A 15,422-nucleotide genomic window follows, 5' to 3' on the forward strand; every position below is an offset into this window, starting at 1 on the left:
GTCAGCCAGCCCCCCGCTCTTGACTGCTTTCCGCCACCACGGCGGGCACGTCGCCGGCCACCTGCCCGGCGGGCAGCTCGGGCAGGTCGTCAGGCCGGATGTTGAGCATGCGCAGCGCACCGTTCATCACCCGCTGGAATACCGGGGCGGCCACGTCACCGGCGTAGACCTTGCCGGCGGTCGGGCGGTGCAGCACGACCACCAGTGCCAGGCGCGGGTCGGTGGCCGGCGCGACACCGGCGAAGACGGTGTTGTAGTCGGTCTTCGAGTAGCCCCCCTTGCCCAGACGGCGAACCGTGCCGGTCTTGCCGGCGACCTGGAAGCCGGTGATCGCCGCCTTGGGGGCCGTGCCGGTCGGCGAGACCACCGAGCGCAGCATGCCGACCACCTGGTCGGCAACCGGAGCGTCGAAAACGGGGCTCGGCTCGGGCAGGGTGTCGCGGCGCAACAGGCTGGGGGTGAGGTACTGACCGCCGTTTGCCAGTGCGACATAAGCGCTGGCCAACTGCAATGGCGTGACAGCCAGACCGTAACCGTAGCTGTGGGCAGCGGTGTCGGCTGCCCGCCAGTCGCGCCACAAGCTCAACGACCCCGCGGCCTCGCCCGGGAAGCCCACGCCGGTGATGCGACCGAAGCCCAGCCCGCGGTACGTCTGCCAGAGCCGCTCGGCGCCGATGTCCTCGGCCAGCATGCTCGCCCCGACGTTGCTCGACTTCTCGAGCAGGCCGGTCATGTCGAGCGTGCCGTAATTGCGGTGATCGTGGATGGTAAAGCCACCCACACGGCGGTAGCCGGGCTCGGTATCGACCGTATCGCTCGCCTGCCAGCGCCCGGTGGCAAGCGCGGTAGCGACGGTGAACGGCTTGACCGCCGAGCCCGGTTCGAACTGGTCGACGATCGCGTGGTTGCGCGTCACCGACGGGTCGATGGTGGCGCGGTTGTTGGGGTTGAACGACGGCGCGCTGGCCATCGCCAGCACCTCGCCGGTGGCGACGTTCATCAGTACCGCGGAGCCCGCCAGCGCCTGCTGCTCCTCGATCGCGTGCGTCAGCTCGCGATAGGCCAGGTACTGCAGCCGACGATCGATCGACAGGGCGAGATCCTGACCCGGCCGCGCCTGCTGGACCACACCCAGATCCGCGATCTCGCGACCGTCGCCGTCCTTGAGGATGCGTCGCTTGCCCGGTGTGCCTGAGAGCAACTGGTCGAAGCTCAGCTCGACGCCGGCCTGGCCCTCGTCGTCGATGTTGGCAAAGCCGAGCAGCGGCGCGGTGACGTCCGCGGTGGGGTAGAAACGCTTGTACTCGCGCTTGAGACCCACGCCCGGCAGTGCCGCATCACGCACCGCGCTCGCGACGCTCGGGCGCACCTGGCGCGCGACGTAGAGGAAGCGGCGCTTGGCGTAGTCACGCACGCGCTTGTTCAGCTCGGCCACCGGGCGGTCAAGAATGGCGGCCAGTCGGCCGACGGCTTCCGGGTGGCCGGCGATCACCTTTGGATCGATCCAGACGGCGTGCATGGCGACGCTGATCGCCAGCGGCTCGCCATGGCGGTCGGTAATCATGCCGCGGTGAGCGGCGATGGTCTGCAGGCGCTGGTGGCGGTCGCCGCCCTGTTCGGCGTAGAAATCGTGTTCGGTCACCTGGAGCTGTACCGCACGTCCCACGAGCACGAGTGCCGCGGCGGCGAACACCAGCAGCACGATGCCGGCACGCCAGCGCACGCCCAGCCAGCTGGCCCAGTGCAGGATGCCGTCCCAGAGCGCCTTCATCGGAACACCACCGTGACGTTGTCCTCGGTCGGCTGATGCATGCCGAGCTCCTCGGTCGCGATGCGCTCGATCCGCCCCTGCGCGGTAAGCGTGCCCTCCTCGAGCTGCAGCTCGGCATAGGTACCCTCGAGCCGCTCGATACCATCGCGCGTGGCCGCGATCTCCTGGGTAAGTCGACGATCGTCAGCGACCAGCAGGACCACCGCGAAGGCGCTCGCGACGACCAGCACCAGCAGGATGAGGTTCAGGGCCCTCATGCCGCTCGCTCCGCCACCCGCATGATGGCGCTGCGCGCCCGCGGGTTGTTCCGGATCTCGTCCTTGCCGGCACGGACCGCCTTGCCGATCCGCTTGAGGGCCACCGGACCGGTCGGGTTGCCGAAGAAGTCCTTGCCGGCGGTGCTGTGATCGCGGATGAAGCGCTTGACGATGCGATCTTCCAGCGAGTGGAAACTGATCACCACCAGCCGGCCGCCGGGACGCAGGTGTTCGAGCGATTGCTCGAGCGCCTGCGTGATCTCGTCGAGTTCCTGATTGATGTAGAGACGGATCGCCTGAAAGGTGCGGGTAGCCGGGTGCTTGTTGGGATCGCGCCGCGGAATGGCGGCGACGATGCAGTCGACCAGCTGCTGGGTGCGGGTGAACGGCTGCTCGCGGCGTCGCTCGACGATCGCCGCGGCGATGCGCCGTGCGAAACGCTCCTCGCCCAGACGGAAGAGCACGTCGCGAATCTCCTCTTCCTCTGCCACCGCCAGCCAGTCGGCCGCCGACGGGCCATGGCTCTGATCCATGCGCATGTCCAGCGGGCCGTCATAGCGGAAGGAGAAGCCGCGTTCGGCCTGGTCGAGCTGCGGCGAGGAGACACCCAGATCGAACATCACGCCATGGACGGGTGCTGTCACGTCGTTCTCGACCAGGGCATCGCCCCAGCCGGAGAACGGGGCCTTTATAAAGGAGAAGCGGCTGTCCTCGTCAGCCAGCCGCGCGGCACTCTCGGCCGCCTCGGCATCACGATCGAAGCCGACCAGCCGACCCTTGTCGGACAGGCGCGCGAGAATGGCGCGACTGTGACCGCCCCGACCGAAGGTGCCGTCGACATAGGTGCCCGACGCGTCGATGACGAGCGCATCGACCGCCTCGTCGCGCATCACCGTGTCGTGGCTGGGGTCGAAGGTCATAGCGACAGGGTCTCCAGGGCGGTCGGCAGCTGGTCGTCCTCGTCCGACTGGTCGAGGAAGTCCTCGGTCATCTCGGTCCACAGGTCCTGTGACCAGAGCTCGAGCTTCTTGCCCTGCCCGACGAGTACCGCCGGCTTTTCCAGCTTGGCGTGGGCGCGCAGGGCGGGCGGAATGACGATGCGAGCCGCGGAGTCGAACTCCACCTGGGTGGCATGACCGATCAGCATCCGCTTGATGCGGTTGGCCGTCTTGTTGAATGACGGCAGGGCGTCGATCTGCTTCTCGATGTCGAGCCAGGTGCTCAGCGGATAGATAAGGAGGCAGTGCTCCTGCGTGTCGATGGTGAGAATCAGCTGGTTATCATCCTGGGCAAACGCCTCCCGATGACGCGTGGGCATGGCCAGGCGTCCTTTGGCGTCGAGATTCAGGTTGGTGATGCCCCGGAACACTTTTTCCCACTTTTTCCCACTTTTCTACACCTGCGCGCACTATAGCCCCACCCCGAGACCCGTTCAAGAAAAAGCCGGGATTTTTCTTTTTGCCACAAGGAGTTAGCCGACAAAGAGCAAAAAAAATGCGGGCTGTTTTTAGATAAAAACAGTGAGTTACCTCGGATAGGTAACAAAGCGCACGAGGATGCGCGGGAGCGCATCAGCGCGGCACTTGCGTGCCGGTGGGGGAAAGTGGGAGAGATTTGTCGCCACCGTGGCTGCCAAGGACGACAGCCGGGACGACAGCCGGACGGATCGCCCGGAACGCGGCGGACGCACGTGGCCGCCGCGAGGGATTGGGGTGGAGTCGGCCGATAAGCCGGGTTCTGTCGTGGGTTGCCATTCATCTGGGCGCAACGTCACCGTTGCGCTCGAGCAGCCTACCCGGGAACAGCGCGGGCCACGCCATTGTTCCCCTATTTGGCCTTGCTCCCGGTGGGGTTTGCCGTGCCACGCCGTGTTGCCACGCGTGCGGTGCGCTCTTACCGCACCCTTTCACCCTTACCTGTGCCGCATTGCTGCGGCCATCGGCGGTCTACTCTCTGCTGCACTTTCCGTCGACTCGCGCCGCCCAGGCGTTACCTGGCACCGTGCCCTGTGGAGCCCGGACTTTCCTCGACGCCTCGAAAGACGCCGCGACAACCTGGCCAACTCCGGCGGCGGAGTATAACGGAGCACAGCGGCGTGTCGAGCGCTCCGTCACCGCACACCCCCAACCTGCCCGTGCAAACAGCCTGCATCCGGTAGACTCTCCCCCGGTCGGGCGTCCCATTCACCCGTCCATTCAGTTACGACACGTCCCACCGCGAGTACTGTCATGGCAAAAGCACTTCCCCAGTCACTGCAATCCCTGTACGCCGAAATGGCCGACCCCGCTCAAAGTGCGGTCGACTGCCACCGAGCCGCGGACGTGATCGACTGGGTCTACCGGGAGGAATGGCAGGCAGACACCATCGAGCGCGACCGGCTCGAATGGCTGCTTGGATGGATGCGCCACTGCCACGATCCGCGCCGTTTCGAAATCGCCGACGGGCTGTGCGTCGCCCTGATCGGAGAGGGACACCTCGAGCGGGCCGCCTCGCTGGCCGGCGACCTGCTCGAGGAACACCCCGATCCGGGACTGACCCACACGCTCGCACTGGCCCGCGCCGCCAGTGGCGAGAACCGTGAAGCCATCGGCCTGTTGACCGACCTGGTCGCCCGACCCGAGTTCGAGCAACTGCCGGCCGAGGTCGCCACCCAGGTACATCTCGACCTCGCGACCCTCCATCGGGGCCAGGGCAGCCTCTTCAAGGCCATCCCGGCACTGACGAAGGCGGTCGAGACCGCCGCACGGGCCGACGATCCGGTCTTCCTCGAACAGGCCGCGGACGCGCTGATCGAGCAGCTGGTCGAACAGGGGGGCGCAGACGAGGCCGTCGAGATCCTGTCGCCCTGGCTCGACGATCGACGCACCGGGCTCTGGCAACGGGTACTGACACGGCTTGGTAGCCACCTCGAGCCGGCCATGCGCGAGCGCGGCATGGACCTGATGATCGCCGCGGGCGACTACCGCACCGTGCTGAATCTCCTCATCGATGCGGCCACACGTGACGAGCAGGCACTGCTGCTGGCATTCACCGCCGCCCTGGCCCTGCGGGCCCCGGTCGAGGCGACCTGCCCACTGGCCGCTCGACTGCTGGCCAGCGACGAGGCCCGTCGCGGCGAGAGCGCGCCGCTGATCGCCGCCGCCTCGGTCGCCGTTGCCGAAATCCAGGAAGACAAGAATGCGGCGCAGGCAAAATGGCATCGTGACGGCGTGGTCCAGCTGATCAGCGTCGCCAAGCATCACGGCATCCTGGAAGAGGAGGTGCGCGACTGGGCCGAGACCGAGGGTCTTTACCACGAGCACGGCGTGATCGAACGCGCGGCGCGCCACTGCCTGGAAAAGATCGAGCAACCGCCTGAGTGGCTGCGGCAAAAGCTGACCACTACCGAATGAGCCACACCGGCCAGCCATAAAAAAGCCCCGCCATTTCGGCGGGGCTTTTTTCATTTCGCTCGCTCGCCGCGAGACAAGCCAGCGAGCGAGTCGGCCGCATAACGGCCGAACCGAAATCAGATACGGAAATCCTCAAGCTTCTTGCCCTTGTTCAGCTCGTCGACCAGCCAGTTGGGGCGCTTGCCACGACCCGACCAGGTTTGCGACGGGTTGGCCGGATTCATGTATTTTGCCGGCAGCTTCTTGCCTGCCTGCTTGCTGCCCTTTTCCAAACCGAAGATATCGGCCACGGAGGTATTGAGTTCGTTGGCCAGTGCCTCGGCCTCGCGACGCAACTCCATCACGCGTTGCTTGCTGCGCTCGCGCAGTGCCTGCTCGGCATCGTTGACCAGTTTCTTCAGTTCGTCGGCGGAAAGGTTTTTGACGTCAAATTGACTCATCTGGCTACCTATTTTGTCTGGGTTGAATACGCAATGGTGTGATTCAAAACACGGCGTTCCTGGCGGATAAGCCGCGCACTCCATCGCCCGGCCCAATGCCGAAGAAATCTAGCCGATAAAATATCGAGCGTCAACATTATGTATTCGATCCATGTCGATTGGTGAAAATGGTCGAATTAATTACCTAACGCAGATAAAAAGAAAGCGGATATTTAATCGATTCTCCGGGTACAAAAAAGAAAACGGACTCGCCGGGCGAGTCCGTTTTCGAGTGAAGCGAAAAATGAGCGCGGTCAGGCAAACAGGTCGAGCACACCCTGAGCATCAACCCACTCGGCCGTTTCCGCGTCCTCGGCCGCCCCGCCCGCTGACGCCAGCGCCTCGCCATCACCCGTCAGACCGGACTGGTCGCCCGATTCCTCACCATCGGTATCGGCGAGCTGTTGACCGAAATCGCCTTCGTCAGCCAGCGAGACATCCACCTCGCTCTGCGCGAGCCCGGATTCCTGCAGCCACTCCTTTAGCCGCGGCAGTTGCTGTTCGAGCAACCCCTGGGTTGTCGCATTGGTGGCGGTGAGGGCAATGCGGGTCTCGTCGCCCTGGGTCTCGATCGAGATCTTCAGCGGACCCAGATCGGCCGGCCGCAGTTCGATATTGGCGCGCGACACGCCCTTGCCGACCATCCACTGGATCTGCTGACCCAGCTGGGCGGGCATTTGCGGATTGGGTGGCGGCGTGGCGGCCTGCCCGGTAAAGATGCCGCCGCTGGCCGACCCCGAGCTCAGCGACGAGGACGCGCTGGCCGCCTGACCCAGAGCGGAGGCTGAGGTCATCGCCTCGGTAGCCGCATCGGCAGACTGGGCGGAGGGCCCGCCCAGAGCGGACCAGTGCGTCGGCGTCAGGCGTTCGCTGCGCGCCTGGGCCGGCATCTCACGACCGGCCAATCCGAGTGCAGCCGTCACCGGCCCACCACTCCAGTCCGCATCATCACCCACCGGCGCAGCCGCCGCAAAGGCCGTTGATGCGATGCCCGAACGCGTCGAGGCCTGCTGGCCACCACCTGCCAAGCGCCATGACCATTCCGACCAGCCCCGTGGCTCGGCCCCGGCACGAGCGGCGGGGGCCTCGCCAGAGCGAGCCGTCTCGGCGCGTGCCATCAGTTGCTGCAACGCCTGCAACTGACCGATCAGCCCCGGTGACTGCTCGCCGGCGACCAATGCCCCGTCCTGCATCGATTCGCGCAGGCCCGCCAGACGGTCACGCAGGGCATCGGTCGCCGCCTCGGTCCGGGCCACTGCCCCCTCATCGAGGGCCTGGCGCCAGTCGGCCAGTGCTTCGGCCAGATCGGCCACCTCGCGCGCGAACGTCTCGTCGCTCGACAATCGACCCAAAGCGTTGGGCCGAGGCGCCCCCTGACTGGAAGACACGCCGCCCGCCTTGTCGGCCAGGTCGTCAGACTCGAGCGTGGCGGCCACCGCCGAACGGGAGTCCCCCGCGCCGGGCGTTTGGGTCGGGTCCGATTGCGCCTGAACCGGCACCCGCCCGTTGCGATCCGCATCCCGGTGCGAGGCCGACATGCCGTCCCCCGGATGCTTCTGCCCGGCGCCTTGCTGGCCGGCCGGCGACAACGCCTCGGCCATCTGTTCCAACGTGGCCTGCAGATCCTGCCCCCTCTCGCCGAGGGCGGCGGACGCCGAGGCGTCCGAGGCCAGCCGCTGGCGCAGGCGCGCCATTTCCTCGCCCAGCGCATTCAGAGCCGAACGAAGCTGGTCGGGCAAGACCGCCCCTCCCTTGGCACCCTCGCCCGCCGTGCTCGACGGGACCTGGCCGCCATTCAGGCGCCCCTGCGCGGAGGCCATCAGGCGGGCGAAATCCTGCGACGCCCCGCCACCGAGCTTGGTCGCGACTCGCCCGGCCTTGCCGTCCACACCACCCAGAAGCCGACCGATCATCTCCAGCCCGCCCTTCTCGTTGCCAATCTGACTCATTGCCATCCCCCGGATCCCGCGCCCCGTGCAGCGTTCGCCGCACCGTGCTGGTCCATCACCTGCTGTTCGCCGCGCTCATGGCGGCGATTGATCGAATCGCGGTAGCGCTGGCTCAGACGATCGACGGATTCGGTGCGCGTGCGAGCTTCCCGCGCCTCGTTCGCACGCTGGGCCAGTTTCTTCTCGAGTTCCTCGACCACGCGGCGCTGGTGCTCGATGGTCTCCTCGATCCGCGCCATGAACTGGCGATAGTTCTGCAGCGCGAAGGCACGGTTCCGACCTTCGGCAGCAAAGCTGATGTTGTTGGTGTACTCGTCGAAATACCCTTCCAGGTCGGCCAGACGCTGCCGCTGGGCATCGAGTTCACGCTGGGCTTCGCGGCGCTGACGGCTGGCCAGGTCCGCCTGATGGCCCATCACGCGCCCGGCATTGCCGAGGGACTTCAGTCGCTGTGTATCACTCATGACCGCTTACCCCATTCACGACGAGTGCAACAGATCGACCAGCGCATCAATGCTGGATGCCATGTCGGCCGGTTCGTCCATCGACTGCGACAGGAAGGCCTCCAGATCGGGCTGGATGTCGATGACCCGGTCCAGTCGGGCATCCTGGCCGCGGCGATAGGCGCCTACCGCAATCAGGTCGCGATTCTCGCGGTAGGTGGCCGCCAGTTCCTTGAACCGCCTCATCAAGGATAGATGATCCGGGTCGACCAGCTTGGGCATCAGTCGCGAGATCGACGCCTCGACGTCGATGGCCGGGAAGCGGCCGCGCTCGGCGATCTCGCGCGACAGCACGATGTGCCCGTCGAGGATCGCCCGGGCCGAGTCGGCCACCGGATCGCTGAGATCGTCGCCCTCGACCAGCACGGTGTAGAAGGCTGTCAGGCTGCCATGGCGACTCTCGCTGTTACCCGCCCGCTCGACCAGGCGCGGCAGCTGGGCGAACACCGACGGCGGATAGCCCTTGGTCGCCGGCGGCTCGCCGATCGCCAGACCGATCTCGCGCTGCGCCTGGGCAAAACGCGTCAGCGAGTCCATCAGCAGCAGCACGTCATAACCCTGATCGCGGAAATGCTCGGCGATCGAGCTGGCAAGGTTCGCACCGTGCAGCCGCATCAGCGCCGAGCTGTCGGCCGGCGCGGCCACCACGACGGCACGCTCGCGCGCCTCCTCGTCGAGGATCTCGCTGACGAATTCGGCCACCTCGCGACCCCGTTCCCCGACCAGCCCCACCACGATGATCTGCGCCCGCGTGTAGCGGGTCATCATGCCCAGGAGCACACTCTTGCCCACGCCCGAGCCGGCGAAGATGCCCATGCGCTGGCCGCGCCCGACGGTCATCAGGGCGTTGATCGCCCGCACGCCCACGTCGAGCGGTTCGGTGATCTCGCGGCGCTTCAATGGATTGATCGGCCGGCCATGCAGGTTGACCGAGGCATCCCCGGTCAGGCGGTCACCGTCATCGATCGGCCGACCGCGCGCGTCGAGCACCCGACCGAGCAGCTGCTCGCCCATCGGCACCCGGCTGGCGGCGCCGAGGTTCTTCACCCGACAGCCAGGACCGACACCCTGGGTGGTCTCCAGCGGCATCAGGTAGGTGGACTCCTCGGCGAAACCGACCACCTCGGCCTCGAAGCGACGCCCCTGCGGATCGATCACCTCGCACTGGTCGCCGATCAGGGCGGACAGCCCGCGCGCCTCCAGTGCCAGGCCGACCACGCGCACGATGCGCCCCTCGGAGGCCGCCGGCGGCGCATCGACACGCGCGGCCGTGCCCATCAGGCGCCGCGCCCAGTTGAGCGAGACGTCCTTGCTCGGATCGCGCAGACCCGGATCGCTCATCGCTCGTCCTCCGCCTCGGCGTCCTGTCCGTCGGGCCCGGCCGCGTGTTCGTCCCGATCACCATCCACCGCGTCCTCGACATCGCCCGGCCCTGCGGCCTCGTCCTGCATCTCGGGGGCCTCATTATCGCCATCCGGCGGACGCTCCTCGGCGGTCGGCACGGCCTGGTCGGGGCCGGGATACACCCGGCCGATGAGATGATCGAGCGTCGCCGCCCAGCGATTGGCAAGACTGGCATCGACCCGCGCATCGCCGGATTCGACCACCAGGCCCCCGGCACTGACGGCCGGGTCCGGCCGCAGGTCCAGCGACTCGAAGCGCGCGTCGTCGAGCAATTCCTTCAGGGCCGATTCGTCGGCAGGCGCACAGCGCACGATCACCGTGCGCACCGAGACCGGCAGGGCCCCCAGCGCATCGCGGGCGATGGACGGCAGGCCGCTGTTATCGATTTGCACCTCGCGCGCCACCATGACCCGGGCGATCTGCGTGGCGAGCGCGGTCAGCTGCTCGGTGACCTCATCGTCCAGCAACGCCAACGGACGTTCCAGATGCGTCAACCAGCCACGCAGGCGACTCTCGATCTGTTCGATCTCCTCGCGGGCCGCCGCCAGTCCTTCCTGGTAGCCGGCGTCGCGCCCTTTCTGCAGACCTGCCTCATACCCTTGCCGTTCGGCCTCTTCCCGGGCCGCGGCGACCTCCTCGGCCGTGGCCGGGTCGGCTTCGGTCTCGTCCGCCTCGCGGGCATCGGCAAAATCCGGCAACTCCCAGGCATCGACCAGCGCCTGCCAGTCTTCCGCCTCGAGAGGCCGAGTGAGAAGGCTTTCGTCGTTAGATGAACTCATCGCCACCACCACCCAGGGAGATCTTGCCGTCGTCGGCCAGCTGTCGGGCGACCTGCAGGATTTCCTTCTGCGCGGCCTCGACGTCGGCCAGACGCGTCGGGCCAAGGGTATCGAGATCGTCGCGCATCATCTCGGCGGCGCGACGCGACATGTTGCCGAAGATCTTCTCCTTGAGTTCGGAGTCGGCACCCTTCATCGCCAGCAGCAGCTTGTCGGCCGGCACCTCGCGCAGCAGCACCTGCAGGCTGCGATCCTCGACCTCGACCAGGTTGGCGAAGACGAACATGAGGTCCTCGATCTGGGTGCCGAGATCCTCGTCGGTGTCCTTGACCCGCCCCATCAACTCTTCTTCGACGTTGGATTCGAGGAAGTTCATGATGCCGGCGGCGATCTTGACGCCACCCACCTTGGACGACTTGCCGCCCTGGGTGCCGGATGCTTGACGCTCCATGATGTCGTCGAGCTCCTCGAGCGCCTGCGGCGAGACCCCCTCGAGATGCGCGATCCGCAGCACGATGTCGGTGCGCGTGTTCTCCGGCAGCATCTGCAGGATCTCGGCGGCCTGGTCGCTCTCCAGATGCGAGAGCACGATGGCGATGATCTGCGGGTGTTCGTAGCGGATGATCTCGGCGATCGAACGCGCATCCATCCACTTGAGAAACTCGAGATTGCGACGGTTGCCCTGGGAGGAGATCCGCTCGAGCAGGCCGGAGGCCCGCTCTTCGCCCAGCGCGCGGGTCAGCACATTGCGGATGTAGTCGTTCGACCCCAGCGCCAGGCCGGTCTGGTTCTCCAGGTCGTCGGAAAACTCGTCCAGCGCGGCCTGGATCTGCGGGCGGGTGACGTTCTTCAGTACCGCCATCGCCTGACCGATCTTCTGCACCTCGCGCGGGTCGAGGTGACCGAAGACGTGCGCCGCGGATTCCTCGCCCAACGCCATCATCAGGATGGCGGCCTTCTCCGGCCCCTTCAGACCGAGCAGCGGGCTTTCCTGCGGCAGGTTGTTATCGGGTGCCTGAGCCATGGGAAATCAGTTCTCCTCGTGCGTCCACTGCTTGATCACGGCGGCCACCGCCTTGGGGTCATGGCTGACGCTCTTTCGAAGCTGGCGCAACTTGTCGGTGTAGCTCGCATTGCCGATCAGTTCGGGAACATTGGACAGATCGTCTTCGTCCTGCTCTTCGCCCTCGCCACCCTGACCGCGACGTTCATCGGGGTACTGCTGGGGCATCGGGTACTGACCGGCCGCGCCACCCTGCTCGGTGGCCTCGGCCGACGGCAGCGCCCGCTCGCGACGGCTTTCGGAAAGCATCTTCAGCAGCGGGCGGGCCACCAGCAGGAACACCAGCAGCATGGCCAGTCCGATGCCGGCATTCTTCAGTGTCGCCCAGAACCAGCCCTGTTCCCATACCGGCGTGCTGACCGGCTCGATGTCCTGATCGACGAACGGGAAACTGCGCAGGGTGACCTGGTCGCCACGGGCCTCGTCGATACCCACGGCCTGGGCCACCAGCGCCCGCATCTCCTCGAGGCGCTCGGTACGGGCCTGGGCGGCCGCCTGCGCTGCCTGGGGATCCTGCGCGTCGCCCTGCCCCGCGGCCGCACCGCCGGCAGCGTTCTCGTCCAGCAGGACGGCGACGCTCAGCTTCTCGATCTGGCCGCTGGCGAACTGGGTGTGCTGGATCTGACGGTCGACGTTGTAGTTGCGGGTCTCGCTGCGGTCGCTGTCCACCGGCGTCTGGACCAGATTCTGGAATTCCTCGACCGTCAGGTCCTGCGGCGGCACCAGACCGGCCTCGCCGCCGTCGGGATTGACCTGACCGCCACCCGGCGGCTGGTTGGCGATCGCGCCCGGCATGCCACCGATGCTCGACCCACTGCCAAGCGAGCGAACATTCTCGTTGACCTGCTCGCTCAGAAGCACGCCCTCGCCCGGGCCGTAGGTCTGGCTGGTGCCCTCGCGACGCGAGAAGTCGATGTCGGCGGATACCTGGGCACGCACCCGATCGGAACCCACGATCGGGGCGAGCAGCGACTCGATCCGCCGCGCGTAGGCCTGTTCAAGATTCTGACGGTAGCGGAACTGGCGACTGGTCAGCCCCATGCCGGCGGCGTCGTCGCCTTCGCTGGTGAGCAGATTGCCGCTCTGGTCGACCACGCTGACGTTGTCCGGCGACAGGTCGTTGATGCTCGAGGCGACCAGGTGGACGATACCGTTCACCTGGCCGCGGCTCAGGCTGCTGCCGCCCTTGATGTCGACGACGACCGAAGCGGTCGGCGTCTTGCGATCACGTACGAATACCGACTTTTCCGGCTGGGCGATGTGTACCCGTGCAGCCCGCACCGAACCGATGGTCTGGATCGAACGGGCCAGTTCGGTCTCGATCGCGCGCCGATAGCGAGCCTTCTCGATGAACTGGCTGGTGCCGAGCGACTGGTCCGTGTTCAGCATCTCGAGGCCCGTGCCGTCACCGCCCGGCAGCCCCTGCTGGGCCATCAGCATGCGGACCTCCGGCAGACGATCGGCGCCGACCATCACCGAACCGTCGGCCGCGAGCTCGTAGGGCTCGCCCGCCGCCTTGAGCGCATCGACCACCTCGGCGGACGCCTTGGCATCCAGCGACTGGTACAGCGGCACCATGGACTTGCCGCTGCCCCAGAGAAAGAACCCGACCATGAAGGAGATCACCGCCGCCAGCGCGATCAGCAGCAGCAACTGCCGGAAACTTGACGACTGCGTGAACGCATCCATCTGCCGGATCCAGCGCGGGCTTTCCGTGCTGTCGCCGGTGGGTGTGGTGGTGATTGCGGAGCCTTGGGCCATGGGGTTACGTCCGTATCAAGCGAATTCGGGAGACGAGATCAGAGAGCGACGCGTCAGAGCGGCATGTTCATGACCTTCTCGTAGGCCTGTACCAGCCGGTTTCGCACCTGCAGGGTCGCCTCGAAGGCCACGGAAGATCGCTGCGAGGCGACCATGACCTCGGTCAGCGTCACGTCGTCGTCACCGGCCTGCAGGCGGTTCTTGAGATCGCCGGAGGTCTGCTGTGCCTCGTTGACCTGACCGACCGCCTGCGTCAGCGCGTCGGCAAAGGAGGTCCGTTCGGTCTCGGCGACACCCTGGGCGGCGGGATTGACGGCCTCGGGGCCGGTCGGCCGTTGAGTGGCTGCACTGCGCAGCTGCTGCATCTGGGAAAGGACCTGGTCGACGGACATGTCGTTGCCGCTCATGGATCCACCTCGTTGACTGTCGCGAATTGACTTGCGCAGTCTCTAGCAGGAGGTGTGCCAGTTCAGGCGAAGCGGCGGGTGGCAGGGTGTCCCTAGCCGATCTGATACTTGCGCATCTTCTCCACCAGGGTGGTCCGCCGGATACCCAGCAGGCGGGCGGCGCGGGCAACCACGGCATCCGCCTGCGTAAGCGCCGCCTGGATCCAGGCCTGCTCGATGGCCTCGAGCTGGGACTTCAGCGAGATGCCGTCGTCGGGAAGGGTCAGATCGCAGTCCTCGACCTCCTCGGGCGTCAGCGGCAGGCGCGGCCCGATGTTCTCCGTCAGCGACCAGATGCTGCGCGGATCGGGATCCATGGCCTCGGCAGCCGACTCGACCGTGGTCTCGGCCGGCGCGGAGGCCACGGGCTCGGCCGGCGTCAGGTGATGCAGGTGTGCCGGAAGATCGTGGACACGGGCCGGCCGGTCGGGGGCCAGGATGCCGATTCGTTCGAGCACGTTGGCCAGCTCGCGCACGTTGCCCGGCCAGTCATGCTGCCGCAGCACGCCGAGCACCGGATCGGTCAGCTCGGGGGCCGGCCGACCCTCGCGACGCAGGCGGTCGACCAGGGCCCCGGCGATCTCGGGCAGATCGTCGCGCAGGGCGCGTAGCGGCTGTGTCTGGACCGGGAAGACGTTGAGACGGTAGTACAGATCCTGGCGGAACTTGCCCTCGTCGACCATCGACTGCAGGTTGCGGTGGGTGGCGGCAACGATGCGCACGTCCGCATCGAAGGAGACACTGCCACCGACACGCTCGAACTTGCGCTCCTGCAGCACCCGCAGGATCTTGACCTGCATCGAGAACGGCATGTCCCCGATCTCGTCGAGGAAGATGGTACCGCCCTGGGCCAGCTCGAAACGGCCCTTGCGCTGCGTGATGGCCCCGGTGAACGCCCCTTTCTCGTGACCGAACAGCTCCGACTCGAGAAGGTCGCCGGGAATCGCGCCGCAGTTGACCGGAACGAAAGGCTTTTCGGCCCGCTCCGAAAGCATGTGGATCATGCGGGCGACCACCTCCTTGCCCGTGCCGGTCTCGCCGAGAATCAGCACGGTGGCATCGGTGGGGGCCACCTGGGCCACCTCGTGGCGCAGGGTCTCCAGGGACGGGCTGCTGCCGATCAGGCCGCGATTCTCGCGACGCAGGCGCTCACCGTGCCAGCGACTCTTCATCGGCGAGAGCACACCCTGGAGTGTCTCGAGCGGTACGGGCCAGGGCAGCTGGGCCTGCGGCGGGGTCGCCGGCGTACCCTCCAGCGTCCCCAGCACGATCCAGGGCGGATCCGCCCGATCCACCGGACCATCGGCGGCGAAGGTCAGGCGGCACATGGGCGAGTCGGCCGAGGGCTCCGACCCGGTGACCGTCTCGAATCCCAGCAGTGCCAATTGCTCCGCCAGCAACGTCGCCTCGGGTGCCTTGCTGTCGATCCAGCAAAGGGGTTGGGGCCGCGGCATGTTCTTCTCCTGGGTGCGCGGTACGATACCGCCAGTCCTTGTCGTTTATGGTTCTTGTGTGCCGATCTGCTCGCCGGCTCGTGCGCCCGTCACCGTGCCCAAAAGTGGGCGCAACGACAATTGCGAGGCGCAAAAGTTCCTCGGAAAGCTAGCGCGCCCCACCG

Annotated in this window: 14 protein-coding genes and 1 other RNA gene; 1 reads left to right on the top strand and 14 read right to left on the bottom strand. The window is 66.7% G+C overall.

Annotation, left to right across the window (positions count from 1 at the left end; translation table 11 throughout):
- Position 1: 1 nt before the first annotated feature.
- The 5 genes from AWR35_RS03275 to rnpB form a co-directional block, all read right to left on the bottom strand.
- Positions 2-1,771 (bottom strand): penicillin-binding transpeptidase domain-containing protein, encoded by a 1,770-nt coding sequence (locus AWR35_RS03275; RefSeq protein WP_058574527.1) that lies wholly within the window; start codon positions 1,769-1,771, stop codon positions 2-4.
- The gene (gene ftsL, locus AWR35_RS03280; RefSeq protein ID WP_058574528.1) at positions 1,768-2,028 is read right to left on the bottom strand and encodes a cell division protein FtsL; all 261 of its coding nucleotides are present in this window, start codon (positions 2,026-2,028) and stop codon (positions 1,768-1,770) included. Before ftsL ends, AWR35_RS03275 begins: the two co-directional genes overlap by 4 nt.
- Positions 2,025-2,948, bottom strand: coding sequence for a 16S rRNA (cytosine(1402)-N(4))-methyltransferase RsmH (rsmH, locus tag AWR35_RS03285; RefSeq protein ID WP_058574529.1), 924 nt, complete (start codon positions 2,946-2,948; stop codon positions 2,025-2,027). Before rsmH ends, ftsL begins: the two co-directional genes overlap by 4 nt.
- On the bottom strand, positions 2,945-3,397 hold the full coding sequence (gene mraZ, locus AWR35_RS03290; RefSeq protein WP_058574530.1) for a division/cell wall cluster transcriptional repressor MraZ: 453 nt from the start codon (positions 3,395-3,397) through the stop codon (positions 2,945-2,947). Before mraZ ends, rsmH begins: the two co-directional genes overlap by 4 nt.
- A gap of 341 nt (positions 3,398-3,738) precedes the next feature.
- An RNA gene (gene rnpB / locus AWR35_RS03295) (RNase P RNA component class A) lies at positions 3,739-4,094 on the bottom strand.
- A 162-nt stretch (positions 4,095-4,256) separates the two neighbouring features.
- On the opposite strand from rnpB, the gene AWR35_RS03300 reads away from it, so the two are divergent.
- Positions 4,257-5,420 (top strand): hypothetical protein, encoded by a 1,164-nt coding sequence (locus tag AWR35_RS03300; RefSeq protein ID WP_156413918.1) that lies wholly within the window; start codon positions 4,257-4,259, stop codon positions 5,418-5,420.
- Between the two features lie 116 nt (positions 5,421-5,536).
- Here AWR35_RS03300 and AWR35_RS03305 read toward each other — a convergent pair whose 3' ends face one another.
- The 9 genes from AWR35_RS03305 to AWR35_RS03345 form a co-directional block, all read right to left on the bottom strand.
- Positions 5,537-5,860 carry an H-NS histone family protein gene (locus AWR35_RS03305; protein ID WP_058574532.1) on the bottom strand — a complete coding sequence of 108 codons (324 nt, stop codon included), beginning with the start codon at positions 5,858-5,860 and terminating at the stop codon, positions 5,537-5,539.
- 293 nt (positions 5,861-6,153) lie between these two features.
- Entirely contained in the window at positions 6,154-7,848 is a 1,695-nt protein-coding gene (locus AWR35_RS03310) for a flagellar hook-length control protein FliK (protein ID WP_058574533.1), read from the bottom strand.
- A complete protein-coding gene (locus AWR35_RS03315) occupies positions 7,845-8,312 on the bottom strand; it encodes a flagellar FliJ family protein (protein WP_058574534.1) in 468 nt (155 codons plus the stop codon). The genes AWR35_RS03310 and AWR35_RS03315 overlap by 4 nt, the downstream gene beginning before the upstream one ends.
- 15 nt (positions 8,313-8,327) lie before the next feature.
- The gene (gene fliI / locus AWR35_RS03320) at positions 8,328-9,629 is read right to left on the bottom strand and encodes a flagellar protein export ATPase FliI (RefSeq protein WP_058574669.1); all 1,302 of its coding nucleotides are present in this window, start codon (positions 9,627-9,629) and stop codon (positions 8,328-8,330) included.
- A 59-nt stretch (positions 9,630-9,688) separates the two neighbouring features.
- Positions 9,689-10,534, bottom strand: a complete 846-nt coding sequence (locus tag AWR35_RS03325; protein WP_156413921.1) for a FliH/SctL family protein — start codon at positions 10,532-10,534, stop codon at positions 9,689-9,691.
- Positions 10,521-11,558 carry a flagellar motor switch protein FliG gene (gene fliG / locus AWR35_RS03330; RefSeq protein WP_058574536.1) on the bottom strand — a complete coding sequence of 346 codons (1,038 nt, stop codon included), beginning with the start codon at positions 11,556-11,558 and terminating at the stop codon, positions 10,521-10,523. Before fliG ends, AWR35_RS03325 begins: the two co-directional genes overlap by 14 nt.
- Positions 11,559-11,564: 6 nt before the next feature.
- Positions 11,565-13,358: a flagellar basal-body MS-ring/collar protein FliF gene (gene fliF, locus AWR35_RS03335; protein ID WP_058574537.1), complete on the bottom strand. Its 1,794-nt coding sequence runs from the start codon at positions 13,356-13,358 to the stop codon at positions 11,565-11,567.
- A gap of 53 nt (positions 13,359-13,411) precedes the next feature.
- Complete coding sequence (gene fliE, locus AWR35_RS03340; protein ID WP_197408118.1) at positions 13,412-13,765, bottom strand: flagellar hook-basal body complex protein FliE; 354 nt, start codon at positions 13,763-13,765, stop codon at positions 13,412-13,414.
- Between the two features lie 92 nt (positions 13,766-13,857).
- A complete protein-coding gene (locus tag AWR35_RS03345) occupies positions 13,858-15,258 on the bottom strand; it encodes a sigma-54 dependent transcriptional regulator (RefSeq protein ID WP_058574538.1) in 1,401 nt (466 codons plus the stop codon).
- Between the last annotated feature and the right edge of the window lie 164 nt (positions 15,259-15,422).

The sequence above is a fragment of the Guyparkeria sp. WRN-7 genome, from assembly GCF_001641825.1.
In the GTDB taxonomy this organism is placed as follows: domain Bacteria; phylum Pseudomonadota; class Gammaproteobacteria; order Halothiobacillales; family Halothiobacillaceae; genus Guyparkeria.